Genomic DNA, 25,028 nt, shown 5'->3' with positions numbered 1-25,028 from the left:
TTGCCGCTCCGTTTGCCAAGCCATTCAGGCTGGAGCCCGGCGCTATGTATTAACGGTGCCGCTTGCGCCCCCTATCCAGCGTCAAGACCGGCCCGACCTTCCTTTTGAGCAGACCCGGGATAGCCTGCGCCGGATGGACCCTGGTGCGTAGCGTCGGTCGCCAAGAGGTATCGCTCACTAGCTGCAGCTCGGCTGCGGCGTTGGCGTTATAAGCCGCGAGCAAATCGACCTTGCGGCGGTTGATGACGTTACCAATGGTCGTGATCGCCTGCCCTTTCCAATGCTTGATGATTCGCGTCGAGTCCACCGAGGGGCTAAAGGTGAAGGCGTTGGCTTCCGCCCAGATGTGCGAGTCATAGCCAACGCCGAAGGCGTAACCGAAGGGGACACGCGCGTCGTCGTTGCGAATGAAATGGTTGTTGTAGACGTCCGCATGCCCCCAGCGGAGGCGCGGGGCGCGCTGACCGATATTGATGAACTCGTTGTGGTGAATCGTCACCCGCAGCTTGCCCGGATCTCCCGCCGTCGGAGAATCGGTGGAACCGACCAGCATCAGCTTGTCCCGATCCGCGAAGCGGTTATAGGACACCGTGACGAGGTCCGACCCATAGGTGATATCGACCGAGCCATCATGCTGCTGAAAAGGTCTGCCGAAATACATCGGCGCTTGGTCGTCGAAGTTCGGATCGTCCGTATAGTAGTTGTGATTGATCCAGATGTTGGACGCGCCGTTGATGATCTGAACCATGTCGTATTCGCTGTTCCAGTTTCCGTCCGAGCCATCGGTCGGGTCCCATTGCGGGAAGCAGTCGCTGACGGCTTTGTGGTTCAGGTTACGCACGATCACGTTGCGTTCGCCGTCTATCCGCAACGACAACCCTATCAAGCTCGCCTTGGGGTTCGCTCCGATGATCGTCGTGTTGCTCGGCACCTCGATCACCATGGTGTTTTTCTGATTCTCAGCGGACTGGCGACGCGCGTTCTCCGGACCACCGGAGGGCTCCGTATCCCATCCCCAGACCGCTGGATCATATGCAGCCAGGTAGCTGTCCAGGGTATATCCGGTCCCCCGCGCATAGTCTTCGCACGTCAGCGGATTGCCTGAATCATCCGAGTTGCCAAGAAGCGCGCCGTGAACGCGAACGATCTTGGGTTCGTCCCCCGCTTCATCGAACGCCGACTTCAATTGAGCGCGCGTGGTGACATCGTAGACACGGCCGGGCACCGCGTAGGCGCCACCGCTGGTCCCACCGCCCATCGATGCAAATCCATCGCGCATCGGAAGCGTCTGCCGCTCCAGCGGAATTCTTCCTCCGGCAAGGCCGGCATTGACGACTACCGACGCACCGGCCGGTGCTGAGGAAAGACCAATGCCCAACGAGATCGTCATAACTGCTACAACATTTCGCATTTTCTTATCCTTATTTTTGATGTTGTCATACTTCGCTATTTGCTTTTCACCGATTTTTCATGTGAAACGGCGTTTCGGAGTCTAGGCAAGCCCGATGCAACGTCAATTAAATGTATGACGTCATACCTTCTGGCTTAGTATTTTCCGACGGAATGCTTCGCTGGAGCTGAACGAGAGCAGGTCACGTTTCGAGGTGAGCGCAATCTAAAGAATTGGGCCGGCTCCGCTGGAAGCCGTCTGCCCACCAGTTAGGAAAAACAACTGTCATGCCTGCGCGGCTGACAAGCCATGCGCTTTAATACTGAAAGCCGTCCGCTCACCCTCGATCGCAGCGGCGTTCTGAAATGGAGGTCTATCATCATCCGCATCCCACAGCTGGCAGTCGACGGCCTGCCCCGCTTCGAAGGACTCACGCTCGACCGCATCGTCACGCCTTCGACACCGGCGGAGTTCTCCCAAGCCGTCGTTGACCTCCTGAGCGTCGCGCAGATCGGCTTCGATACCGAATCCAAACCCACCTTCAAGATAGGCGAGGCTTCCACCGGGCCTCACGTGATCCAGCTAGCCACGCCGCAAACCGCCTATCTGTTTCAGGTCGGCGTGGACGGTTGCGTCGACGCAGCTAAAGCCGTGCTGGAGTCGAACCAATTACTGAAGGTCGGCTTTGGCCTGAGCTCGGATCGAAGCCGATTGCGCAGTCGCCTGGGCATCGAGTTGCGGCATTACATCGACCTTGGCACGACGCTGCGCTATCAGAGCAAGAAAGGCCAGGTCGGATTGCGAGGCGCGGTCGCAGCGGTGCTGGGCGCTCGGGTGAGTAAATCTCGCAGCGTCTCTACGTCCAACTGGGCAAATCGAACATTGACCGATGCACAACGGTATTACGCCGCAAACGACGCCTACGCCGCGCTACAGGTATACCTAGCCTTAGGCGATGGCGCCGGGCAGCTGCCGGCGGACCGTATCGTCACCGGGTCGGCAAGCCAGTCTGCGTGAGAACGCCAAGCCCGCAGGACGTACAGATTTAGCTGTTCAAAAGCATGACGGAGACGAACGACAATGGAGCTTCTGTTGAACATCGACGTCGCAGATCTGGACAAGGCGATCCCCTTCTACCGGGACGCCCTCGGCTTGCGCCATACGCGCTCCCTGTTCAACGGGGCGGCAGCGGAAATGCTGGGTGCTGGCTGCCGCATCTACTTGATCGAGCACGCCGGATCGGAACCGGCCACAGCAATCGGCGATGGCATTCGTACCTATGACCGCCACTGGACGCCCATTCATCCCGACTTCGTCGTTGACGATATCGAAGCGTCCGCCACACGCGCGGTAGCGGCCGGTGCACGCCAGGAAACACCGATACGCGTGTTCGCTTGGGGCAGGCTGGTCACGCTGAGCGACCCATTCGGCAACGGCTTTTGCCTGATTCAGTTTCCGAATGAACCGTACGAAAACGAAAGGGACCCTAGCCTGGGCGGCTGATCGCGCGGGTCAGCGATGTTCGAGTCTCTCGGGAACAGACCGAGTGCATTCGGTGTTGAAAATGGCAGCGCTGCCTATCGGCCCCAACCACTCGGCGCAGGCGCATTGGTTACGATCAGCCGGCCAGCGCCACCGCGCAGGTCATGCAAGGCCGCCATAAGATCCGCTGGCCGCAGCTCGCGCATCGCTCTGATCACTTGCCCGATCCGATCGCATTCATGCCCGGCCAGCACCGCCTGCCAGGCTCGTTCGGCATGGCCATTGAGATCGGCAGAAGCAGCGGCTTGCTGATCGGCTGTCGCATGGGCGATCCCTGTCAGATCTTCTGTCGAGCGCTCTGCCAGCTGCAGCGCGAAGGTATCCAGAAACGCCTCGATTTGGCGGAGGATTTCAGTCGCCGAAGCGGTCGGCGACTGCACCGCGAAGAGCATGCCTGGCTGGTCGGCAAACTGGCAGAACCGGCTGAGCACCGCGTAACCCAGCTGTAGCTCACTGCGAATCCGACGAAAGAATTCGCCCTCCAGCAAACGCCCCAGCACACGCCACGCCGCCTCGCCTTCAAGGCCGCGATCAGCGAGGGAACAGAACAGGATGAATGCCGTGTCGCTGGTGACCGCCCCGTCTCCAACCTGATGCCAGTGACTTTCCGTAGGCGGCGCCTCAAGCCAATCCTTGCCCAGCGCAGGCTGACCAGGCAGCGCGCCGACCGATGCCAGCAGCGCCGTAGAGGTCTGCGACGAGAAACCAACCGCCAGCCCATCCCAGCGCGCATCACTCCAGGCGGCGTGAAGCTGTTCGCGATTAACTGATCTGGCCGGCTCGGCTGACTGGTGCATTCCCGCAACCAGACGTGGCAGGCGGTTGAGTAACTGACGAAGCAGCATTTCATCCTGCCCCAGCGAACGGTGCTGTTCTGCCAACCGCGCACACTGGGCAAGCGACGCCTCGGGAGGCTTGGCGAGCAAGTAGGCAATGTCGCCAAGAATGGGTGGCACGGCTTCAGCGAAACCACGCAGACTCAGCGTCCAGCTATGCCCCATGTCCTCGAATCGCAGTTCCACGCCCGCCTGCCGTGCTGCCCAGACGCATCTTTGCAACGCATGCGACAGCCCATGCCAGAGTGCAGACACCGGCAGTTCAGCGAAGCGCCAACGCAGCATCAATGCAGCCTTGTTGCTCTCCTCTGTCTGTCCCAGCCAGCGCAATGCGGCGACGGGGTTGGCAGCCTTGCCATCCGACACGGCGGTCTTCAACCAGGGATTGGCTTGTGGAATCTGCCAGTGCCAGTCGCGGCGCGGGGCGGTTAATGGCGGCTCGCTAGCCATGCGCAACGGAAATCCATCGCTAGTGACCGAGCCGCACGGAGCCGTATCGACGGTGAGAACCACAGATCCAATGTCCGTCATTCGCTTTATCAGGGTGCGCAGCGCATCACCTATGCCGGCTTCATCGGAGTCGGCGGCCCAGGCCAGCGGTTCCACCCAATGGCGCAGCAGCCTCAAAAGCTCGGCGCCGTGCAGGCTGCGCTCGGCTATCAGTCGGTACTCATCCCAGCACGCTTGCCAACAGGATGGTTCAACGAAGAAGCGCAGCCAATCCGTCAGCGCATCGACCACCGTGGCTCGCTGCGCCAGGCCCTTGCTCGTCAACGATGCCTCGATGGCCAACACGCCCTGCCCTGCGAACCAGTATGGCACCCGTAGCGACAGCGCCTGGCACAGACCCGCCGCCTGCAAGCGCTGCGACAAACCATTCGGCGCTTCAGAGGCGATCCAGGTTGCGAGGTAATCCAGCGCCGGCAAGGCGTGCTCATCCAAACCGTCGACAATGAAGGCGAGCAGCAAACGCGGCTGGGTTTGTTCCAGTTGCAGCCTCGACCATCCCTCAGTGCGAGCATGCAACACGGGCGGGGATCGCCGCACGGCAGCACCTGCGATCAGCGATATGTCGGCCTGTTCCGCAAGGCGCTGCAATACAGCTTCGCTCTGCGGACCGGCCAGTAGCAGCTCCATCTGCCCTGTCCGATAGAAGCGCTGATGGTAGCCGTGCAGCGCCTGCTGGAAATCTGGTTCATCTACCGGCAAGGTTTCCCGGTTGCCGGCATGAAAGCCGCTGGCTGGGTGCGTGGAGTCGATTGCGCGGGCCAACGCTGCATCGGATAGCGTCTCCCGATCCTTAGCGCGGGCAAGGAACTCGGCGTGCAACACCTCGCGCTCACGCAATTGAGCGTCTGGATCGAGCAGCGGATACGCCAGCATATCCAGCAGACAGCGCAAGCCTTCCTCGAGCTGGCCAGCCGGAAGCTGGAAGAAAAAGTCAGTGTGTCGCTCTCGCGTCGATGCGTTCAGTTGCCCGCCGCAGGCCTGGATGAAGGGCATCAGGCTCTGCGCCACCGGGTAATCCCGGCTGCCAAGAAACAGCAGGTGTTCGAGAAAATGGGCGAGCCCCGGATAGGATCGGGGCGCGTCATGGGAACCGGCATGCACCCGTATCAGGGCTGCGGCCTGCGCGCTGTGCGGCAGCCGCACCAGACGCACTCGCAACCCGTTGGTCAGAGTCAGTTGCAGCGGGCGTTGGGCTAGATCGGCAAACTGGTGCATGACGGCATCGTGTTTCGGCTGAAGTCACTGAGCATCGCGCCAACTGGAGTTAGACACAATGATTCAGGAGCGGAACCGATGCTCCGCTCAGGAAAACGTCAGGTGTCCAGACGTCCATCGAGAAACTGCCGCAGACGGCGTTGCATAAGTTCGCCCGAATTGCCGAGGCGCGCAATCGGTGAGCCTCGCAAGCTCTGCTCTGAAAACTCGGCCGCCTCGCCTGCCAACGCCAATGGGCAATCGAGCCCCAACGCGAGTTTGGCCAGTTGACGCAGCAGCACCGCGTTCGGCGGTACGTTGGAATACAGCACCAACGCTCTCGGGCGAGTTTTCTCGCAAACCAGTGGCAACTCGTTCAGTGGCTGACCGACTGCCAGCACATTGAGCGCAACCGTATCGCTGGACAGCAACAGGCCAGTGACCAGCAGTTCCAGCTCACGACATTGCCCCGGGACCGCAGCCAGCAGTACCCGACTCTTCGCCTGATCGCGATCAAGCTGCAAGCTTTGCAGCACGCGGGCACGGAGGAAGGCATCGAGGAACAGCCATTCGCTGGTCTGGCCATATTCGCCCTGACGCAGCGACAGCCGCTGCCACAACGGCAGCATCACATCCTGAAGGACTATCAGCAGCGAATAAGTGGAAATGAGCTGCCCGTATATCTGTTCAAGCCAGGAGTGATCGAAGCTGCCCACGGCACGCTGCACCTGCGCCGTCCAATCGCCCCACTCGGCTGCGTCCGCATGCCACCGCCCCTCAGACTTTGCAGCGTCGCGAGACAGGATACTGCCCACTTTGCTTACCGTGACGCCGCGGTCAATCCAGGCCAGGATGCTGCGAATCGCTTCGATATCGGCCATGGAATAGAGGCGATGGCCGCTTTCGGTGCGAGTGGGCTGAATGAGGCCGTAGCGGCGCTCCCATGCGCGCAGCGTGACCGCGTTGACGCCTGTCAGGCGCGAGACTTCCCCAATGGGGAACAGTTCGTCCCGCTTGAGCGGATCTAAAGCAGGCATCGTGCAAGCACGGTCAAGTTGAGTCATGACGCGGCAGCTCATGTAGAAGGATTGGCGCATTGTAGCTTAGGGTTACGCCTGAACCGCACGAGCCGGCGCCAAGCGCCTCGTGCCGAGCCGTCCGAACCTGCCCTAGAATGTCGCAACACCGATAAGAGACATCCCGATGATCAATGCCAAACTGCTGCAACTGGTAATCGAAGCCTCCAACGACGGGATCGTGGTCGCCGAGCAGGAAGGCGACGACAACATCCTCATCTACGCTAACCCCGCCTTTCAGCGGCTGACCGGCTACGATGTGGACGATACTCTCTATCAGGATTGTCGTTTTCTACAGGCCGGCCACCGCGACCAGCCCGGGATCGCGGCGATTCGCAAAGCGATCAGAAGCCACCAGCCGTGTCGCCAGACGCTTCGCAATTACCGCAAGGATGGCAGCGCGTTCTGGAACGAGCTTTCGATTACTCCAGTGTTCAACGAAGCTGACCAACTGACCTATTTCATCGGTATCCAGAAGGATGTCAGCCGTGAGGTCGAGGCCAGGCAGCGCGTAGTCGAACTGGAAGCCGAAGTGCGGCGACTCAAGGAACAGCTCGCCACACTGAAGCAATGACTGCGGTTTTCACAGTGCCTGCGGGGCGCGCCGGCACAGGGCGATCAGTGCCTGCACCCAGCTTTCATGAGTATTGAGGCAGGGAATCAGGTGCAGCTCTTCCCCACCCGCAGCGATGAACTGCTCGCGGCCACGATCGCCGATCTCTTCCAGTGTCTCGATGCAATCCGCAACGAATGCCGGGCACATCACTAGCAGCTTCTTGACGCCTTTGGCCGCTAATTCTTCCAGCTGCGCTTCGGTATAAGGCTCGATCCATTTGGCACGACCGAGCCGTGACTGGAACGACACCGACCACTGCTCCGCACGCAATCCGGCGCGCTCGGCAAACGCAGCGCCGCTTTGCATGCACTGAGCACGATAGCAACCTGCGAGTACGGCGCCCTCGGCCCGCTGGCAGCAATCGGCGCCTTTCAGGCAGTGCGAACCGGTTGGATCGGTCTTGTGCAGATGACGCTCGGGCAGGCCGTGAAAGCTCAGCAGCAGATGATCGTATTCTTGCGCCAGGTATGGCTTCACGCTGTCGACCAGTGCATCGAGGTATTCGGGCTGGTCGTAGAAGGGCTGCAGGATCGACAGCCTGATATCCAGACGATTGTCTCGAATGACCCGGCGTGCTTCCTCGATGGCGGTCGTCGTGGTGCTATCAGCGAATTGCGGATACAGCGGCGCAAAAGTCACCTGCTTGATGCCCCGCTTCGCCAGCCCGACCAAAGCGCGCTCGATCGAGGGCTCGCCATAGCGCATCGCCAACTCCACCGGACCCTCCGTCCAGTGAGGGCGCACCGCATCGGCCAGCCGTTGGCTGAGCACCACCAGCGGTGATCCTTCCGGCCACCAGATTGATGCGTAGGCATGAGCGGACTGCGCGGGGCGTTTAAGCAGAATCAGCGACACCAGCAAGCGGCGAACCGGCCATGGCAGATCGACGACGTAAGGGTCCATCAGGAACTGGTCGAGATAGCGACGCACGCCCGCCACATCGGTGGAAGCCGGTGACCCCAGGTTTACCAATAACAACGCCTGCTCAGACATGCACATTCCTGACTACTGATTGAACAACTACACAGCCCTGCCGGGCGGCGCGCCATTTTCACACAGGCGACCACAGCTTGCGCAGGTCCGCCAATGCCGCATCCAGAAACCCCAACGCCGGGAAGTCGGCACGTTCGTCCCCTGGCAATAGCGCGTTGCGCACCGGTTGCGGCGAGCAGGCATTGTAGGGGCCGTGCGCAGGGGGCTGCTGCAACAGAAAATCTATCAGAGCAATTCGTTCGCTCTGGTTACGCACACGTTGCATCGAAACGCCTTTCTGCGTGGTACGGCTGTCACGGCTAGCGATGCCCGGCGCGGCTTGAATTGTACAAATCAGGTTGACTTGTACAAGGCCGACTTTAAGATGCCGGCAAATACTGTACAAACAAAACGCCTTGTACAGGTACGTATCGAGGCCAGCCCGATGTCTACGTCAACTGTCATCAAGATCGGTATCAGCGCTTGTCTACTTGGCAATCCGGTGCGCTTCAATGGCGGGCACAAGGAGTCGCGTCTATGCAGCGAAACGCTGGCTCGTCACTTCCAGTTCGTGTCGATTTGCCCCGAAGTGGCCATCGGGCTGGGCACGCCTCGCGAGCCAATCCGGCTGGTTGGCGCCCCTGAGCACCCGCGCGCGGTCGGCACGGTGCATCTGGAGCTGGATGTCACTGATGCGCTAGTTGCTTATGGCGAGCGGATCGCCACCGAGCTGGATGACATCAGTGGCTACATCCTGATGCAGAAATCCCCCTCCTGCGGCGTGGAGCGGGTGAAGGTGTACCAGGCCAGCGGCCATCCGGCCGAAGGCGGCGGCTCCGGCCTGTTTGCCCAGGGCCTGATGCGGATGCGGCCAGATCTGCCGATCGAAGAGGCTGGCAGACTCAATGACCCGGTGCTGCGCGAGAACTTTCTGACGCGAATATATGCCCATGCCGAATGGCAGCGCCTGCTGCGTACGGGCCTGACACGCAAGGCCCTGGTGAATTTCCATTCACGCCACAAGTACCAGCTCATGGCGAGCGACCCGCTGCAATACAAAGCGCTCGGTCGGATGGTCGGGGGCGTCGGCAATATATCGCTGGAGGAATTCGCACCGGCTTACTTCAGCCAGCTGATGGCGGCGCTGAAAAAGAACGCCTCGCGCGGCAACCACAGCAACGTTTTGCAGCACCTGAGTGGTTATCTAAAAAAATATCTCGAAGGCGACGACAAACAGGAACTGCAGCGCCTGATAACCCAGTATCGCGAAGGCATCGTACCCCTCATCGTGCCACTGACGCTGCTTAAACACCACTTCCGCCGGCATCCGGATCGCTACGTAGCCAGCCAGGCCTATCTGCAGCCGCATCCTGAAGACCTCAGCTTGCGCAACGGGATCTGAATACTTGCACATGAATCAGCTGATCTGGCTGCGCAGCGATCTGCGCGTGACCGACAATACCGCCCTGTCCGCCGCGATGAACGCTGGCCCGACCATCGCGCTGTACCTGATCACGCCCGTGCAGTGGCTCGCCCATGGCGACGCGGCCTGCAAGGTCGATTTTTGGCTGCGCAACCTGGGCGCTCTCTCGGCACGTCTCGCCGAGCTGAACGTGCCGCTACTGATCCGCTGCGTCGATGACTGGCAAGCCGTGCCCGCGCTTGTCGCCGATCTCTGCCGCGAGCACGAAATCGGCAGCGTGCATATCAATGACGAATATGGCGTGAACGAGCAACGACGTGACGAGGCGGTGGCCGCAGCACTCCTCCACACGGGCGCGTCGCTGCGACAGCATCTGGACCAGCTGCTTTTTGCACCAGGCAGCGTGCAATCCTTGGCCGGCCAGGGCTTCAAGGTCTTCAGCCCGTTCCGCAAGGTCTGCTATTCACGCCTGAGCCATTCACTGCCGCGCTGCTTGCCGGTACCCGCGCCGCAAGCGTGGCTGCCCGTGTCACGCGATCCGCTCCCAATGACGATAGAAGGCTTCGCGCCGCCTACCGAGCAACTGCGCTCGTTCTGGCCCGCCGGCGAAGACTTCGCACGTACACGTCTGGCCTGCTTTGTCGAAGACGACATGGCCGATTATCAGCAGCGCCGCGACCTTCCCGCCGAGCCTGGCACCAGTCAGCTGTCGCCCTACCTGGCCGCCGGCGTCATTTCGCCCCGGCAATGTCTTCACGCCGCTCTGGCAACGAACCGGGGCGAGCTCGACAGCGGTAATCCGGGCGCTGTCACCTGGATCAACGAACTGCTCTGGCGCGAATTCTACAAACATGTGCTGGTGGGCTATCCGCGAGTATCGATGGGGCGCGCCTTTCGCCCTGAAACCGAAGCCCTGCCCTGGCGCAACGCGCCCGATGAGCTGGCTGCCTGGCAGCAGGGGCGCACCGGTTTTCCAATCATCGATGCGGCCATGCGGCAACTGCTGGCGACCGGCTGGATGCATAACCGCCTGCGCATGCTGGTCGCCATGTTTCTGAGCAAGAACCTGCTGATCGACTGGCGCGAAGGCGAGCGTTGGTTCATGCGGCACCTGATCGATGGCGACCTCGCCGCGAACAACGGCGGCTGGCAATGGAGCGCTTCGACCGGCACCGACTCGGTGCCCTACTTCCGCCTGTTCAATCCGCTCAGCCAGTCGGCGAAATTCGATCCGCAAGGCCGTTTCCTCCGCCAGTGGTTGCCTGAGCTGGCGCACTTGAACGATCGCGACATCCATGACCCGAGTTTCCGCCAGGGCCTTCATCTCAACGGCTACCCACACCCGATCACCGAGTTGGCGACTAGCCGTGAGCGCGCCCTGTCTGCCTTCAGACATTTGGCAAAGCGCTTATGACTGATCCGCGAATGTCACGCCGAAGCGCTATTTCAGTACTGCAAACACCACGCGACTCGTCTCGGAGACATAGCATGTCCAGCGACACCTTCACGCTTAAGGATCACTACCGCAAAGCCGATCGCATCATGCTTGGTGTGCTGTGGTTTCTGACCGCCTACGCGCTCGGCCTGGCCACGCTGTATGGCAATTGGGCGCAGGCCATTGCTATCGGCAGCGGTACGGCACTGGCCATGACGCTGCTGCATGGCCTGATTGCCGGAGAGCGTCTGCTGCGCTGTCTGATCGGTGCAGGCTTCATGGTCATGGCCGCGCTGCACATCAACCTCGCCCACGGCATGCTGGAAATGCACTTCGGCATCTTCGCGCTGCTTGCCTTTCTGGTGTACTACCGAGACTGGCTGCCAATCGTCGTGGCGGCCACCACCATTGCTATTCATCACCTGAGCTTCTTTGCTCTGCAACAGCAGCAGGCTGGCGTATTCGTGATGCCCGACGGCAGCTGGGGCGTGGTGATGCTGCATGCGTTCTATGTGGTGCTGGAGAGCGCAATCCTGATCTATCTGGCCGTGCGCGCCAATGCCGAGGCGCGCGAAGGCGAAGCGCTGCTAAGTGCCGCTGCCGACATTACGCGCGATCCCGTGCAGATCGATCTGCGCCAACGCAGCGGTGCCAGCGGGCCGATCGCCCAGCGCTTCAACCACTTTCTCGATCAGCTCGCCGAGCTGGTTGGCGCAACGGTCCGTGATACACGGGGCCTGGACGACACCGCCAGCCACCTGCACCAAGCTACTCGCGACATGCGCGAGGGTGCCGATCGGCAGCTTGCAGAGACCGCCTACATGGTCAACGCCATGCAGCAGATGTCGACCGCCATTGATAACGTCGCGAGCCACGCCGACCGGGCTGCCCAGGCCGCACACTCGGCCAATATGAAGGCCGAACAGGGGCGAGCCGCCGTGTCGACCAGCCTGAAGGAAATCACCGGGCTCGCCCGGCGCATCGACGCCACCGATGCAACGATGCAGGACCTGGCCGTCCAGTCCGAACAGATCGGCCGCGTGCTGGATGTGATTCGAAGCATTGCCGATCAGACCAACCTGCTCGCGCTCAACGCCGCGATCGAAGCGGCGCGGGCCGGCGAGCAAGGGCGGGGTTTCGCTGTGGTCGCCGAAGAGGTGCGTAACCTGGCGAGCAAGACAGCCGAGTCCACCGGCGAAATCCACGAAATCATCAGCCGCCTGCAACAGGACAGCCGCAAGGCCGTCGAATCCATGCAGCAAAGCCGTGACAGCGTCGGCCGCTGCGTCGCAGACAGTCAGCAGACGACCTTGCTGCTGGCAGCGGTCGCGCAGGAAATCGATGCGATCAGCCAGATGAACGAACTGATTGCCGCAGCGACTCATCAGCAGACCACCGTATCGGCGGATGTTGCCCGTCACTTGCAGAGCGTCCAGCAGATCGCCGATCAGAATGCGTCAGATGCGAATCGGCTCGATCAGGACAGCAGCGATCTCAGCGCATTGGCCTCGCGGCTAGGCTCGCTCAGCGGCCGCTTTGCCCTGAACTGAAGCGATCACAGGGTTTGGAATCGGCGATATTTAAATGGTCTGATGGGCGCTTGTGCATTTCTGCCATCAGTAACCAATAGGAGCCGTGCCGATGATCCCCGCCCCGTTGATCGAAACCTTGCGCAGCGCCCAGCACATCGTTGTGTTCACCGGAGCGGGCGTCTCGGCCGAAAGCGGTATTCCAACGTTCCGCGACTCGCTGACCGGGCTCTGGGAACGCTTCGACGCCGCCTCGCTGGCCACACCCGAGGCCTTCTGCGCGGACCCGGAACTGGTCTGGGGCTGGTACGAATGGCGCCGCATGAAGGTTCTGCAAGCTCAGCCTAACCCGGCGCACCGGGCCATTGCCGAGCTGAGCCGGCATGTACCGCGCCTCACGCTGATCACTCAGAACGTCGACGATCTGCATGAGCGTGCCGGCAGCGATGAGGTCGTTCATCTGCATGGCAGTTTGCATCGGCCGCGCTGTTTCGAATGCGGCGAAGCTCCGAACGGACCGCTCGGCATGCCCGACGAACCGGAAGGCGGCCGCCGAGTACAGCCACCTCGATGCGCGGTCTGCGATGGCCCGTTGCGCCCCGGTGTGGTCTGGTTTGGCGAGAGCCTGCCGGTCGATCAGCTAAACACCGCATTCGCTGCGGCGGAGCACTGTGATGTGCTGATATCGGTAGGCACCTCCGGCCTAGTCTACCCGGCGGCAGAAATGCCAGGGCTGGCCTGGCGTGCCGGTGCGACTGTCATCCACGTCAATCCCCAGGCCATGGCCAGCCACGGTAAACGGGAATACGCATTGGCTGGCCCGGCTGGCGAAAAGTTGCCTGAACTCATACAGGAGACGTTTGGAAGCTCCAGAGACTGAAAGCCGGCTGCGCCGCCTGATAGGAATCGGCGAACGCCATCCCGGCGAACTCGCAATGTGAAGGTGTCGCAAAGTCTGGTCCGACCGCGCCGGAGCCACCATGCCCGGCGCAACCTACATGACGCTCTGCGTACCGGGCGTGACCGGCACCCACCGGTCAAAGCCTTCTTCGACTGGCTGAATAGCGAGGCCGTCAGTCGCTAAGGCCTGTCAGGTCAAGGGCGTGATCACCGCGGTTTGATACGCAGGGCGCTGTTGCAGCCGCTCATACCAGTGCCGCAGATGCGGCAGGTCTGGTCGTTCGATGGGCATCTCGAACCAGGCGTAGGCGAAGCAACCTAGGGGGATATCGCCCATGCCGAATGAATCACCCGACAGGTACGGCTGCTCTGCCAAGGCTCGGTCGGCGATGGCGAGCAGCTTGCCGCACTCCTCCAGCGCTGCTTGCACGGCGGTCATGTCCCGCTTTTCCGGGGCGGTGCGCACGACGTTCCAGAACAGCGGGCGGAAGGATGTGGCCAGGGATGAGGTCGCCCAATCCATCCATTTGTCAGCGCCGGCGCGCTGGCGCGGATCGGTGCTCCAGAGCGTGCCCTCGCCATACTGTGCGGCGAGGTAGCGAACGATGGTGTTCGATTCCCATAGCACCAGCTCGCCGTCTTCGAGGCATGGCACCAGGCGATTCGGATTCTTTGCGATGTACTCGGCTTCTCCCACCACGCCAAATGCGCCTCCCGCATCGACGCGGGTGTAAGGGACGCCAAGCTCTTCGAGGCACCAGAGCGCCTTCCTCACGTTGGTCGAATTGATTCGGCCCCATAGCTTCAACATGCAATCGTCCTCCGTCGGTTCGGCGTTCATCGCCGGGGCCAAACCCTAGCGCATTTTATGTCGCCCGCAACGTTCAAGCCGCTCAGAGGGCTTTTCTTCGCGCCTTGAGCAAACGCGTTGCGCCTTGCGCCTTCTGGGTGAACCACAGCACCCGGCTGACGCCCCGGGTGATCGCCACATAGGCCAGGCGCAGACTCTCGTCGGCCATGGCCTGGTCATAGCTGTTTCGGAAAAAACCTGAATAGGCATACAGTGCGTTGCGCAGCGGGTGCTTTTCCGGCGGTGAGCAGTCATCGACGATGATCGCGACCTCCGCCTGCAATCCCTTGGCGCGGTGAATGGTGTAGGTCTTGACCGGCAACTTCTTGTCCAGCTTGGCCTGAATGGCGCGCAACGGCTCGTTGCGTCGGCTCAGCACCAGCACGGCGTTGCGATCGGCGTCTGGCCGGGCTTCGACATGCGCGCACTGCGCCTCGATCTGCCTGATCAGGTCCGGCAGGCGGGCTTTCAGGTCGAAGCCTGTCACCAGCTTCACCCCGTGATCGCCTGGCTGAGTGGCCTTGCCGGCTTTGCTGGTTTTGTTCTGTTTGAACTCGACGCCGGCCAGCACCGCCTCACCATCGCGGATAATCGGTTCGATGGAGCGATAGTTGGTTTCCAGCATCAGCACCAGGCTCTTCTTCGACGCGCCTTTGCTAGGAAAATACTTGTCGAAATCCATGAACAGCTCTGGCGAGCTACCGCGCCAGCCGTAAATCGACTGCCAGTCGTCGCCGATAGCCATGAGACTGATCGGCTCGCCCAGACCGGCCAACGACCGATGCGTCGCCTGCAACCACTGGACGATCTGCGGTGAGATGTCCTGAAACTCGTCGATCAGCAAATGGCTGAATGGCGCCAGCGCGTCGGCTCCCGTCCCGCCTGCTGCCAGCCGCTGCGTGAGCAGCTGGAACGCGCCGTTGAAGGTCATCAGCCCCTGCGCCTGTAGCGCGGTCTGGAAATGCTTCCAGAACAGGACCAGGGCATCGATGAACCAGCGTTCACGTTCCGAGCAGGTCATCCGACTGGTCTGCATCTGTTCGATGCGGATGCCGATGCTCTCGATGAAACCCGCCTGCGCATAGAACGCTTCGAACAGCGGGACAGCGACGAATTCGCCCGCCAGCTTGAACGCATCCAGCGGCGCCTTCGGCGTTTTGCGCTGGTCGGTAACCGGCGATGGCAGGTCGAGCAACTGGTGCACCAATATTCGGAAGCCTTCCTCTTCGGCATAACACCTCTGGTAGGCCTGCTTCAGCAGCCGCTGCTGCGCCGGTCGCAAACGCGAGGCGGCCAGCGGATTGTCCAGTTCGGTGGGCGAGGCGCCCTTTTCGTCCAGCTGTTCGAACCAGACCGGTTTGCCCAGCACGTCCTTGGTCAGCACCGCCATCGCCGAATGAAAGGTCCGTACGCATTGGCGCGCGCTAGCGGGGTCGAACGCGAAGTTCCAGAAGCCAAGCACTCGCACCAACTGCTCGCGCAGCTGCGTGCAGGAGGCATTGGTGAAGGAAATCACCGTCAGCCGCTCCGGTGGGATCTCCAGGTGACAGAGCATGAACACCACGCGCAGCACCAGCGTGGTGGATTTGCCCGAGCCGGCACCGGCGAAGATCCGCGTTACCGGGCTGTCGCTGAGGATCATCGCCCATTGTTCCTCGGACGGCGCGCAGATCACCCCGGCGTCGACAGCACGGCCAACTCGCAGGCGCATCGCCTGGATCTGCTGATCTTCGACCGACAGTTTCGCCGGCCCGTAGATGCCTTCGCTGGCGGGCTTGCGGGGTTTCGCTCTGGGTTTGGCGGTTGCATCTGCTTGCTTGACTTTGCGACCAACTGCGGCGGGCGGCTTGCCGGTGTGTTTGGCGACTCGCTTGCCGGCCTGTTTGGGAACGGAGCCGGGCCAACGGTGCAGGATCAACTCTTCTTCCGATTGCAAATAGGCCGAGGTGCGTGGAAAGCAACGCGCCAATGCTCCCGAAACCAGGCGCTTGTAGCGTTTGACGGCAGACAACATGACGATCAACCAGACATGAACAAGTGGCTGATATGGTAAGGGTTTTTCGTTGACGTCTGGCTTCCCAACGCAAATTGACGCGATGCGTTCGTCGGTTGCTCCGCACCTCTGCGCGCGTGCGGGTCACTAAATGGAATCTCATCCATATAACCGGCTGCTCAGGTTTCTATGCACAGAATCGGTTTCGCCTGCATGTATCGCCATCCCGGCCACAGTGAATCGCTGAAGGAATTGGAGGCCATCGAGCGTGCCTTCAACCCGCGTTCGACCACATTGCGCTGGCTCAACAGCGTGTCCCAGGACGCGGCTCGCGAAAAGCTGAACGGCATCATCGAACACAACCTGGCTGCGCAGCTGCGGCTACTCGAATACGTCGGGACGCTGCCGAACGAGCTGCACATGCTACGGCTGAGCAGCGATCTGCTGCCCTTCTACAGCCATCCGGAAGCATCCGATTTCTATCGCCAGACCGAGGTGCGGGATGTGATCGAGAAGGGCTTTGCGCAGATCGGTGACTGCGCTCGGGCGCTGGGCATCCGCCTCTCGTTACACCCAGGGCAGTACTGCGTGCTCGGCTCGGACAAGCCGCAGGTGGTGGAAAACAGCTTGGCGGAATTCGAATATCACGCCGACATGATTCGCATGATGGGCTTTGGCCGGCAGTTTCAGGACTTCAAGTGCAACGTGCATATCGCCGGGCGGCTGGGCGTCGATGGGATTCGCACGGTCTGGCCGCGCCTGTCGCAGGAAGCGCGAAACTGCATCACCTTCGAAAATGAAGAAAAGACCTACGGGGTCGACGACTGCCTGCAACTCTCAGACCTCGCGCCGGTGGTGCTGGACATCCATCATTGCTGGATCAATGAGGAACGCTACATCGACCCGCATGACCCACGCGTTGCCCGAATCATCGACAGTTGGCGCGGTGTGCGCCCAGCCATGCACTACTCGCAGCCACCCGAAAGCCTGATTGAACGTGGCTTTTCACCGAAACAGAAGCTGGAGATGCTGACCCTCCTCCAACACGTCAGCAAGCGCGATCTCTACAGCCACAGCAAGCGCATGTGGAATCACTGGACCAACCTGTACGCCCGCGAATTCCTGGACCGCTTCGACATGATGTTCGAGGCCAAGGACAAGAATCTTGCTGCTCTGGATTACTACACCGATTATCTGGCGGACAGCGTTGACCCATGATGCCGTGGCGGTATGCAAGGCTGACTAATCAGTATTGGGTTTTCTGGAAATCGGGATTGGCGCAGGATGAGAATCACTGTTTGCGCCTATGCCCCGGCTGGGCATGTACTCGGACTCGTTGACCCTGCGCAAGCCCCGTGTCGGTTTGCGCAGGGTGATCATGGGATCAGAAGTTTCGAAGCAGAATTTCCTGTTCTTTGCGCTTGGCCAGCGCGTCGGCGGCCACAAGGGCCAGTAGTGGCAGCACGCCCACCTTGAGCGCGAGGTCCCAGGATCCAAGGAACCCGATCAATACAGCTCCAACGACGACGAGTATGGCCATGCAATGTGCACAGAAGCGCCACAATTCGAGTGCAACGACCTGAGCATTCTGGTTGTTGATCATACTGAGCCCCTCTTTGTTGTTTTAATCGCCTTGTACAAGCTTCAGCGTAGCTACCCTGCGCGCATGCGCAACCATATTTTTGTGTCATTAATGTGTCTAGCACGCCGGTTACAGCGATTTTTTCCGAGAGTTCCGTTAACGCCCACGGATCGATCAGCAGTGCCGTCACCGTGACGTCACATCCAGCCATGGCGACACGCGGCGACGTTTGATGTCAGTGGATCAACGATCCGCTCCGAGAATCTTGTCCAGCGCGCGCCGGAGAATCTCGACGGTGCGGTCCAGGTTTCTCAGCTTTTCCAATCCGAACAGGCCGATGCGGAAGGTCTGAAAGTCGGTTGGCTCGTCGCATTGCAGGGGGACGCCAGCGGCAATCTGCAAACCCTGCGCCGCAAACTTGCTGCCGCTCCTGATTTCGCTGTCAGTGGTGTAGCAGACCACCACGCCTGGCGCCTCGAAGCCATCGGCCGCAACGCTTCTGAATCCTTTTTCAGCCAGCAGTGCCCTCACCCGCCGGCCCAGCTCCAGCTGGTCGGCATGAAGGACGTCGAAGCCGTAGTCCCGTGTTTCCAGCATGACGTCGCGAAAACGCATCAAGGAATCACTCGGCAAGGTCGCGTGATAGGCATGCCCGCCCTGCTCGTAAGCCTGCATGATCTGCAGCCATTTCTTGAGGTCGCAGGCGAAGCTGCTGCTCTGGGTCGCTTCGACACGAGACTGCGCAGCCTGGCTGAGCATCACCAGCGCACAGCAAGGCGAAGCGCTCCAACCTTTCTGCGGCGCACTGATCAGCACATCGACGCCGCTTGCCTGCATGTCCACCCAGAGCGCGCCGGAGGCGATGCAATCGAGAACGAACAACCCGCCAACCGCATGCACGGCATCTGCCACCGCACGTAGATAGTCGTCCGGCAGGATCATCCCTGACGAAGTTTCCACATGAGGCGCAAACACCAGATCAGGCTTCTGCGCGGCGATGGTTGCGATCACCTCATCTATGGGTGGCGGGATAAATGCAGCCTGGGAAGCCTGGCTCTGCGGCCGCGCCTTGAGCACGGTGGACGATGCGGGAATTCCACCCATGTCGAAAATCTGCGTCCAGCGGTAACTAAACCAGCCATTTCGAATCACCAGACATTTGCGGCCATGCGCCAACTGACGCGCCACCGCCTCCATACCGAACGTACCGCTGCCCGGCACCACAGCGACCGCGTGGGCGTTGTAGACGGATTTGAGTGTGGTGGAGATATCGTTCATGACAGTCTGGAACGACCGGGACATATGGTTTAGCGAACGGTCGGTGTACACGACCGAATATTCAATCAATCCATCGGGATCGATACGAGAAAAAAGGTCTGACATGGGTTCACTCCGCAGCAAGAGAGCTGGCATCGACCCTGCCCGAAGCCGGAATGCATTACAAGCGTTACAAAGCCCGACTCTATTCGATAACCCTTCGTAGTTTCGATGAGAAAATCGGTAGCGAAACAGCCACGGTGTGCCGACCCGAATAGTTCCTACCATTTATCGGAAACCTAAACGAATCGTACGGTGTGTCGTTCAAAAAAATGGCGCCGCAAACTCCAAGAGGCGCCGTCCATGCGGTGTTGGCTTACGGGAACTGCCTATCGACGGATGACAAACGTTACCATCTGTTTAAAAAGACAATTTATTGGCGACGACATTCTGTCTTCAGCTGTTTAAATCATTAGAAAAACAAATTATAAAAGCGCCAGCGAGACGAAGAGCCCCCTGGGTCCCGTCTCGCCTCTGGTTCGGTCTTTGTGGAAATTCGCCTCCGTGGGCAGCCCTCTTATTGATCAACCTCCCTGTCACTACGTCCCGTGTATCGCGTTTGGACGTTCATAGTCACGGTGAGCCGAAATGTCCGTCACAGTTTTTCCAAGCGCCCGTAAAGGCCTCATGTCTGCAATCGCCCTGGCCGCATTGCTGAGCTTTTTCCCTAACAGCAATGTCAGCGCGGCAGCCGCTGGCAGCACCAGCACGTCAGGGATCTCCTACTCGGCGCTGATCAACAAGTTCACCAACAGTTATTGGCAGAACGGTTCCTGGCGCGCATCGGCTGGCGTTTCGGTCGCTGCCACAGAGCAGAACCTCGCCGCTTTTCGTGTCGGCACCTCGGTACGAACAGCTGATGGCCAGATACGCACCGTCACTTCGGTCAAACCCGCCAGCGGTGCGTTGACGGTCTTCCTGACGGGGCCAGTGCTGGACGGCAGCGTGATCGGTTATCCCAACCGGCTCAGCGTCAGCAACATGGCAAGCCCGAAGCCGGACGTCACCGTACCGGATAGCCCGCCGGTCGCAGCGCCAACCCACGCTGCGCTGATCAACAAATTCACCAACAGCTATTGGCTGAATGGCTCCTGGCGAGCATCGGCCGGCGTTTCGGTCGCTGCTACCGCGCAGAACAGCGCGGCCTTCGTCGTCGGCGCATCGGTACGCACGGCGGACGGCCAGGTACGCACCGTCACCTCTATCAAGCCTGCAAGCGGCGCGCTGACCGTATTCATGGACGGTCCCGTGCTCGACGGCAACATCATTGGCTACCCGAACAAGCTGAGCCTGGTCGCGGCTCCGACGTCCCGCCCAGCCCTGTCTCCCGATCCGATCGCAGATGCCGCACCTACAACGACCGAGCCCGTGCAACTGGTAGGCGTCGCGCTGTCCGGCGCCGCTTTCGGGCCGTCGGTGCTGCCCGGCAAGCACGGCACCAACTACATCTATCCGGCCGAGTCGTATTACAAGAAATACGCCGAGCAAGGGTTGAAGCTGGTTCGTTTGCCGTTCCTTTGGGAGCGTATACAGCCGCAACTGGATACCGAGCTGGACGCCGCGCAACTGGCTCTGCTCACCCAATCGCTCGATTTCGCGCAGAAGCACGGCGTCAAGGTCGTGCTCGACATGCACAACTATTACCGCTACTACAAGCAGCCGATCGGCTCTGAAAACGTGCCGATCAAGTCGTTCGCTAATACTTGGAAGCGAATCGCACTGAAAGTCGGCAACCATCCGGCATTGAGCGGTTATGGCTTGATGAACGAGCCGAACACCAAAGGGCTCTGGCCTGAAGCAGCCCTGGCCGCCGCTAAAGAGATCCGCACCGTGGACAAGACCAACTGGATCTATGTCGCCGGCGACCGTTTCTCCAGCGCATGGCACTGGCCGCAATCCAACACTCAGCTCATCGCCGATCCCTGGATGCGCGATCCACAGAACAACCTGATCTTCGAAGCACACATGTACCTCGATCGCGATACCTCGGGGATGTACGTCGACAAGACCGAAACCTTCGCACCGGATCTAGGCATCAATCGCGCCAAGCCATTCGTGGATTGGCTGCGAACCAACAACCTGCGCGGCTTCATCGGCGAGATGGGCGTCCCGAACTATGCGCCCGATGCCATCGTCGCGATGGATAACCTGCTGGGCTACCTGCGTGACAATTGCGTACCGCTCACCTACTGGGCTGCCGGTCCGTGGTGGGGCAAGTACATCCTCGCGCTGGACGTATCGGGAGGCGCCGAGCAACCGCAGCTGCCGATCCTGAGAAAGCACGCCGCAACACCGAACAACTGCGCGGCCATTGGCGAACCGATGTAATTTCCGCTTCGCTACGTCCGCCGAGGCCTGGCACACCCTGTGTGTCAGGCCTTTTGTTTGAGCACGCCTGCACTTCGCTGGCGAAGATGCCCCAGGCCGATATGCCTGAGAACCGTCCTGTCCTAGTAAAAATATAAATGCGAACGATTTGTGTTTGATATGGCGTTTGCGATGCCTTAGGATGCTGCCCGCCTGCCAACAGAGCGTGCCGCACCTTATGAATGTTGCCGACAAGTCGAGGATCGCCGTCCACCTTGCGATGCTGATCAACATGCTGTCGCTGGGCAGCCTGATGATGGTCATGCCGCTTGGTCCGGATCTGGTGCGTCACCTTGGAATGGAGGCTAGCCACGTCGGCTATATCAGTGGCGGCGCCACCCTCGCCGCCGCCCTGAGTGCACTTATCGCAGCCCCATGGCTGGATCGCTTCGACCGAAAACGCGCGCTGATCATCTTGCTGGTGCTGCGTTTTGCCTTGCTGTTCAGCTGCGCGCTGGCGGCCGACCCAACCCAATTGATCGCGCTGTTCGTACTTTCCGGGCTGGTCGCCGGGCCCATGGGCGCGATCCTGATGGCCACGATGCTGGATCTGATTCCGCCAGCCGAACGCGGCCGAAAACTTGCCTACATCGGAATGGGGTTTTCCCTGGCAGCGATTCTGGTCATTCCTCTGGCGCTGGAATGCTCGATGCGCTGGAACTGGACGACGCCCTTCGTGCTGCTCGGCTGCACCGGTTTGTTTCTGGCGCTGCTTTGCCAGCTGTTCTTTCCCGCACCGGCTTCATCGCATCGTCCTTCGGGTTCGATCAGGCCGTTGCTTGCCTCGCGCCTGTGTTTGGCGGCGCTGGCTATCACCACGTTGCAGATGTTCGGGCATTTCCTCCTGGTGCCGCACTTCGCCACCTACTTCCAGTTCAACGTGGATTTCCCCCGCGAAAACCTGGGCCTGCTCTATCTATTTGGTGGCTTGGCGAGCATCGCGGCGATGCGCATTGGCGGCGCCTGGATTGATCGCGGCAGTACCGTGACGGTCGCGCTGGTCAGCAGCGGCAGCCTAGCACTGGTGACCCTGCTGGGTTTCGCTGCGCCGCTGGGCATTTCGCTCTACGTCGTTTTCACCCTGTTCATGGCGCTGAGCGCCGTGCGCAGCAACAGCACCATGACCATCGCCGCAGGAATTCCGCCGGCGCACCAGCGTGCCGCGTTCATGGCGTTTCAGGGGACAGTTTCGAATATCGCAGCCGGCTTCGGCAGCCTGCTTTCAGCGCGCTATCTAACCGAAGGGCCACAGCATCAACTACTCGGCTTCGAAGAGCTGGCAGCGCTCTACGCAGTGCTGGGCATCGTGGCCGGTCTGGGCGTGCTGTACCTGATCCATGGCATCAAACAGCGCGACGCAAACCCGACAGCAACAGCAGAACAACAGGCGGGATGAACCCGCCGAGGGATACGTGATGAGTCCATTTCGAAACACCGAGCAGCAACGGAGCATGCAATGACTATCGTAAGCAACCAGGGCATCAGCCGCCCTCGTCACCTATCCCTTACCGTCTTGGCCAGCCTTCTGCCTTTCGCCGCACTGGCGAACGAGCCCGTGGCACTGGAGCAGCAAGTCATCACCGCCACACAAACTGCGCACAGTGAGCTCAGCGCCCCGGCCAGCGTGTCGGTCGTGACCCGCGAAGAGCTGGAAAAGAGGCCGGTCTACAACCTGGCCGATGCGGTGAAATACCTGCCGGGCGTGCATCTCAATCCGTCGTCCACTTACGGTCGCCAGGAAATCAAGATTCGTGGGCTGGATTCAGACTACACCCTGCTGCTGGTCAATGGCCGTCGTATCAATTCACGCGACGCGCTGACCTCCAACTACGCCAACGACTTCGACCTTTCCGCTATTCCTGTAGCCGCCGTCGAGCGCATCGAGGTAATCCGCGGCCCGATGACCTCTCTCTACGGCGCCGATGCCATGGGCGGCGTGATCAACGTCATCCTGCGGCAACCGACCAACCAGACCGAGGCCGGCGTCGCCTACAGCTATGAACACCCGACCGAGGGGAACTCGGGCGACAGCCACAAGGCCAGCGGATATGTGAGCGGCGCTCTCGTGGAGGACAAGCTGCTCGGCAACCTGATCCTGGATACGACCGATCAGGCCGCCTGGCAATCGGACCAACTGCGACTTGAGGGCAGCGACGCCGCCGAAAAGCGCCAGAACGTCAGCGCGATGGGGACATTGAGCTGGATTCTGGACGAGCGTCAGACCGTGGATTTGGATATGAGTTATCGGGAAGATGACCGCAAGGCGCGCTGGAACAACGCCGGCGCGCCGCAGCCCCTTACAACCAATGTGCAGGAAATGGATCGCTGGACGCTGGGCCTGACGCATAACGGGCAATGGGACGGGTTCAACACACGCCTGCGCTATTACTACGAAGACGTCGAGCTCATGGACGATTCTGAGTTGATGACCAATATGCGTGGCGTCGAAGGCGACGTTAACCAGACCAACCACACCGTCGATGGCCAGGTCAGTGCGTTTCTCGGTAATCAGTTGCTAACGCTAGGCAGCGAATTCCGCCGCACCGAGCTTACCCACAATCAGAACCTCGGAGCTGACACTGAGGTAGACCAGAAAGCTATCTATTTACAAGACGAGTTCTCGCTCGGTGATCTGGATATCACACTCGGCGGACGCTGGGATCACCATGAAACCTTCGGCAGCGAGTTCAGCCCGCGTGCCTACGGCGTCTACAACCTGAGCGACAGCTGGGTCATCAAGGGCGGCGCCGGCAAGGCATTCAAGGCGCCGAGCATCTCCCAGTCCGACCCAAGCTACGGCGTGTTGGCCTGCCGTGGTCTGTGCACGGTGTATGGCAATCCGAATCTCAAGCCTGAAACGTCCACCAGCTATGAGTTCGGCACCCAGTATCAGGACGAACGGCTCGAAGCCGGTGTGATGTTCTTCCACAACGACATCGAAGACCTGATCATCACCGAGACCACCCGCCTGGTATTCGACCCAACCTTGGGCCGCCCCGTCCCGCTGCGTTCCGAACTGAGCTATTACAACCTGTCCCAGGCGCGCATAAAGGGATACGAGTTGCAGGGCCGCTACGCCCTCAGCGATGCGTTGTCGATGCGCGCCAACTACACCTACTCCGACAGCGAGGACCGCGACACCGGCGATGAGCTGGATTACACGCCAAAGCACGTCGGCAATATAGGGCTCGACTGGCGCGCGCTGCCCCAACTCGACCTGAATCTGGATTATCAGTACACCGGTAGCCAGATGGTGTACGTTCCGGCTCTTGCCGACAGCCAGCGTTCCGATGCCTTCCACACCTTGGGAGTGGGCGCTCGGTTCCATGCAACCAACGAGCTCACGTTCAACGCTGGGATGAACAACCTCACTAACGAAAAGCGCGACGAAGTCGCCCAATCCGTGGATCACATCCTCATGGGACGCACGGCTTTCGTCGGCTTCAGCTACGACATCTGACCCACCTGCCCCGGCGGCTCCCGTCGCCGGACTACC

20 protein-coding genes and 1 pseudogene are annotated in these 25,028 nt (G+C 60.6%); 12 read left to right on the top strand and 9 right to left on the bottom strand.

All coding sequences use genetic code 11. The features are described 5' to 3' along the window. Positions 1 to 49: 49 nt before the first annotated feature. Entirely contained in the window at positions 50 to 1,411 is a 1,362-nt protein-coding gene (locus tag V6943_RS18185; protein WP_219853137.1) for a pectate lyase family protein, read from the bottom strand. Positions 1,412 to 1,699: 288 nt separating this feature from the next. Here V6943_RS18185 and V6943_RS18180 point away from each other — a divergent pair, with 288 nt between their 5' ends. Both V6943_RS18180 and V6943_RS18175 read left to right on the top strand, forming a co-directional pair. After that, positions 1,700 to 2,407 carry a 3'-5' exonuclease domain-containing protein 2 gene (locus V6943_RS18180; RefSeq protein WP_181103478.1) on the top strand — a complete coding sequence of 236 codons (708 nt, stop codon included), beginning with the start codon at positions 1,700 to 1,702 and terminating at the stop codon, positions 2,405 to 2,407. Positions 2,408 to 2,470: 63 nt separating this feature from the next. Continuing rightward, positions 2,471 to 2,893: a VOC family protein gene (locus V6943_RS18175; RefSeq protein WP_131648866.1), complete on the top strand. Its 423-nt coding sequence runs from the start codon at positions 2,471 to 2,473 to the stop codon at positions 2,891 to 2,893. Positions 2,894 to 2,967: 74 nt separating this feature from the next. Here V6943_RS18175 and pqqF read toward each other — a convergent pair whose 3' ends face one another. Beyond that, the gene (gene pqqF, locus V6943_RS18170; RefSeq protein WP_181103475.1) at positions 2,968 to 5,493 is read right to left on the bottom strand and encodes a pyrroloquinoline quinone biosynthesis protein PqqF; all 2,526 of its coding nucleotides are present in this window, start codon (positions 5,491 to 5,493) and stop codon (positions 2,968 to 2,970) included. A gap of 98 nt (positions 5,494 to 5,591) precedes the next feature. Beyond that, complete coding sequence (locus V6943_RS18165) at positions 5,592 to 6,536, bottom strand: MerR family transcriptional regulator (protein ID WP_445324155.1); 945 nt, start codon at positions 6,534 to 6,536, stop codon at positions 5,592 to 5,594. Positions 6,537 to 6,675: 139 nt separating this feature from the next. On the opposite strand from V6943_RS18165, the gene V6943_RS18160 reads away from it, so the two are divergent. Next, positions 6,676 to 7,122: a PAS domain-containing protein gene (locus V6943_RS18160; protein ID WP_131648868.1), complete on the top strand. Its 447-nt coding sequence runs from the start codon at positions 6,676 to 6,678 to the stop codon at positions 7,120 to 7,122. Between the two features lie 9 nt (positions 7,123 to 7,131). Here V6943_RS18160 and hemH read toward each other — a convergent pair whose 3' ends face one another. After that, a complete protein-coding gene (hemH, locus tag V6943_RS18155; protein ID WP_340554948.1) occupies positions 7,132 to 8,157 on the bottom strand; it encodes a ferrochelatase in 1,026 nt (341 codons plus the stop codon). A gap of 58 nt (positions 8,158 to 8,215) precedes the next feature. Further along, a complete protein-coding gene (locus V6943_RS18150) occupies positions 8,216 to 8,422 on the bottom strand; it encodes a hypothetical protein (RefSeq protein WP_340555025.1) in 207 nt (68 codons plus the stop codon). Between the two features lie 159 nt (positions 8,423 to 8,581). On the opposite strand from V6943_RS18150, the gene V6943_RS18145 reads away from it, so the two are divergent. From V6943_RS18145 to V6943_RS20535, 5 genes and pseudogenes are all read left to right on the top strand, one after another. After that, the gene (locus V6943_RS18145) at positions 8,582 to 9,538 is read left to right on the top strand and encodes a YbgA family protein (protein WP_181103472.1); all 957 of its coding nucleotides are present in this window, start codon (positions 8,582 to 8,584) and stop codon (positions 9,536 to 9,538) included. Positions 9,539 to 9,548: 10 nt separating this feature from the next. Beyond that, positions 9,549 to 10,973, top strand: coding sequence for a deoxyribodipyrimidine photo-lyase (gene phrB, locus V6943_RS18140; RefSeq protein ID WP_181103469.1), 1,425 nt, complete (start codon positions 9,549 to 9,551; stop codon positions 10,971 to 10,973). A gap of 74 nt (positions 10,974 to 11,047) precedes the next feature. Beyond that, positions 11,048 to 12,544: a methyl-accepting chemotaxis protein gene (locus tag V6943_RS18135; protein WP_197445094.1), complete on the top strand. Its 1,497-nt coding sequence runs from the start codon at positions 11,048 to 11,050 to the stop codon at positions 12,542 to 12,544. A 91-nt stretch (positions 12,545 to 12,635) separates the two neighbouring features. Continuing rightward, the gene (locus V6943_RS18130) at positions 12,636 to 13,403 is read left to right on the top strand and encodes an SIR2 family NAD-dependent protein deacylase (protein ID WP_197445095.1); all 768 of its coding nucleotides are present in this window, start codon (positions 12,636 to 12,638) and stop codon (positions 13,401 to 13,403) included. 106 nt (positions 13,404 to 13,509) lie between these two features. Then, positions 13,510 to 13,607 (top strand): annotated as a pseudogene (locus tag V6943_RS20535) (LysR family transcriptional regulator); the annotation flags it as partial. A 6-nt stretch (positions 13,608 to 13,613) separates the two neighbouring features. Here V6943_RS20535 and V6943_RS18125 read toward each other — a convergent pair. Both V6943_RS18125 and V6943_RS18120 read right to left on the bottom strand, forming a co-directional pair. Next, positions 13,614 to 14,234 (bottom strand): glutathione S-transferase, encoded by a 621-nt coding sequence (locus V6943_RS18125; protein WP_340554947.1) that lies wholly within the window; start codon positions 14,232 to 14,234, stop codon positions 13,614 to 13,616. 82 nt (positions 14,235 to 14,316) lie between these two features. Continuing rightward, entirely contained in the window at positions 14,317 to 16,287 is a 1,971-nt protein-coding gene (locus tag V6943_RS18120; protein ID WP_340554946.1) for a DEAD/DEAH box helicase, read from the bottom strand. A 168-nt stretch (positions 16,288 to 16,455) separates the two neighbouring features. Between V6943_RS18120 and uvsE the strand changes: the two genes are divergently transcribed. Next, a complete protein-coding gene (uvsE, locus tag V6943_RS18115) occupies positions 16,456 to 17,484 on the top strand; it encodes a UV DNA damage repair endonuclease UvsE (RefSeq protein ID WP_340554945.1) in 1,029 nt (342 codons plus the stop codon). A 166-nt stretch (positions 17,485 to 17,650) separates the two neighbouring features. Here the strand turns inward: uvsE and V6943_RS18110 are convergent, their stop codons facing one another. Together V6943_RS18110 and V6943_RS18105 are read right to left on the bottom strand one after the other, a co-directional pair. Next, positions 17,651 to 17,869, bottom strand: a complete 219-nt coding sequence (locus tag V6943_RS18110; protein ID WP_177493025.1) for a hypothetical protein — start codon at positions 17,867 to 17,869, stop codon at positions 17,651 to 17,653. Between the two features lie 222 nt (positions 17,870 to 18,091). Beyond that, positions 18,092 to 19,231 carry an aminotransferase class V-fold PLP-dependent enzyme gene (locus V6943_RS18105; RefSeq protein ID WP_340554944.1) on the bottom strand — a complete coding sequence of 380 codons (1,140 nt, stop codon included), beginning with the start codon at positions 19,229 to 19,231 and terminating at the stop codon, positions 18,092 to 18,094. Between the two features lie 522 nt (positions 19,232 to 19,753). Here V6943_RS18105 and V6943_RS18100 point away from each other — a divergent pair. The 3 genes from V6943_RS18100 to V6943_RS18090 all read left to right on the top strand — a co-directional run bounded on the left by V6943_RS18100 (position 19,754) and on the right by V6943_RS18090 (position 24,992). After that, a complete protein-coding gene (locus V6943_RS18100) occupies positions 19,754 to 21,493 on the top strand; it encodes a glycoside hydrolase family 5 protein (protein ID WP_340554943.1) in 1,740 nt (579 codons plus the stop codon). A gap of 217 nt (positions 21,494 to 21,710) precedes the next feature. Beyond that, on the top strand, positions 21,711 to 22,928 hold the full coding sequence (locus V6943_RS18095) for an MFS transporter (RefSeq protein ID WP_340554942.1): 1,218 nt from the start codon (positions 21,711 to 21,713) through the stop codon (positions 22,926 to 22,928). A gap of 60 nt (positions 22,929 to 22,988) precedes the next feature. Beyond that, positions 22,989 to 24,992: a TonB-dependent receptor domain-containing protein gene (locus V6943_RS18090; protein ID WP_340554941.1), complete on the top strand. Its 2,004-nt coding sequence runs from the start codon at positions 22,989 to 22,991 to the stop codon at positions 24,990 to 24,992. Positions 24,993 to 25,028 lie beyond the last annotated feature (36 nt).

The sequence above is a fragment of the Pseudomonas sp. CBC3 genome (assembly GCF_037967085.1).
Classification (GTDB): domain Bacteria; phylum Pseudomonadota; class Gammaproteobacteria; order Pseudomonadales; family Pseudomonadaceae; genus Stutzerimonas.
This window is presented reverse-complemented; position numbering and strand designations above follow the sequence as displayed.

Bases quoted from the DNA above. Each gene is read 5' to 3' on its own strand.
- V6943_RS18185 (WP_219853137.1), bottom strand. From the start codon at position 1,411: ATGCGAAATGTTGTAGCAGTTATGACGATCTCGTTGGGCATTGGTCTT.
- V6943_RS18180 (WP_181103478.1), top strand. From the start codon at position 1,700: ATGCGCTTTAATACTGAAAGCCGTCCGCTCACCCTCGATCGCAGCGGC.
- V6943_RS18175 (WP_131648866.1), top strand. From the start codon at position 2,471: ATGGAGCTTCTGTTGAACATCGACGTCGCAGATCTGGACAAGGCGATC.
- pqqF (WP_181103475.1), bottom strand. From the start codon at position 5,493: ATGCACCAGTTTGCCGATCTAGCCCAACGCCCGCTGCAACTGACTCTG.
- V6943_RS18165 (WP_445324155.1), bottom strand. From the start codon at position 6,536: ATGACTCAACTTGACCGTGCTTGCACGATGCCTGCTTTAGATCCGCTC.
- V6943_RS18160 (WP_131648868.1), top strand. From the start codon at position 6,676: ATGATCAATGCCAAACTGCTGCAACTGGTAATCGAAGCCTCCAACGAC.
- hemH (WP_340554948.1), bottom strand. From the start codon at position 8,157: ATGTCTGAGCAGGCGTTGTTATTGGTAAACCTGGGGTCACCGGCTTCC.
- V6943_RS18150 (WP_340555025.1), bottom strand. From the start codon at position 8,422: ATGCAACGTGTGCGTAACCAGAGCGAACGAATTGCTCTGATAGATTTT.
- V6943_RS18145 (WP_181103472.1), top strand. From the start codon at position 8,582: ATGTCTACGTCAACTGTCATCAAGATCGGTATCAGCGCTTGTCTACTT.
- phrB (WP_181103469.1), top strand. From the start codon at position 9,549: ATGAATCAGCTGATCTGGCTGCGCAGCGATCTGCGCGTGACCGACAAT.
- V6943_RS18135 (WP_197445094.1), top strand. From the start codon at position 11,048: ATGTCCAGCGACACCTTCACGCTTAAGGATCACTACCGCAAAGCCGAT.
- V6943_RS18130 (WP_197445095.1), top strand. From the start codon at position 12,636: ATGATCCCCGCCCCGTTGATCGAAACCTTGCGCAGCGCCCAGCACATC.
- V6943_RS18125 (WP_340554947.1), bottom strand. From the start codon at position 14,234: ATGTTGAAGCTATGGGGCCGAATCAATTCGACCAACGTGAGGAAGGCG.
- V6943_RS18120 (WP_340554946.1), bottom strand. From the start codon at position 16,287: ATGTTGTCTGCCGTCAAACGCTACAAGCGCCTGGTTTCGGGAGCATTG.
- uvsE (WP_340554945.1), top strand. From the start codon at position 16,456: ATGCACAGAATCGGTTTCGCCTGCATGTATCGCCATCCCGGCCACAGT.
- V6943_RS18110 (WP_177493025.1), bottom strand. From the start codon at position 17,869: ATGATCAACAACCAGAATGCTCAGGTCGTTGCACTCGAATTGTGGCGC.
- V6943_RS18105 (WP_340554944.1), bottom strand. From the start codon at position 19,231: ATGTCAGACCTTTTTTCTCGTATCGATCCCGATGGATTGATTGAATAT.
- V6943_RS18100 (WP_340554943.1), top strand. From the start codon at position 19,754: ATGTCCGTCACAGTTTTTCCAAGCGCCCGTAAAGGCCTCATGTCTGCA.
- V6943_RS18095 (WP_340554942.1), top strand. From the start codon at position 21,711: ATGAATGTTGCCGACAAGTCGAGGATCGCCGTCCACCTTGCGATGCTG.
- V6943_RS18090 (WP_340554941.1), top strand. From the start codon at position 22,989: ATGACTATCGTAAGCAACCAGGGCATCAGCCGCCCTCGTCACCTATCC.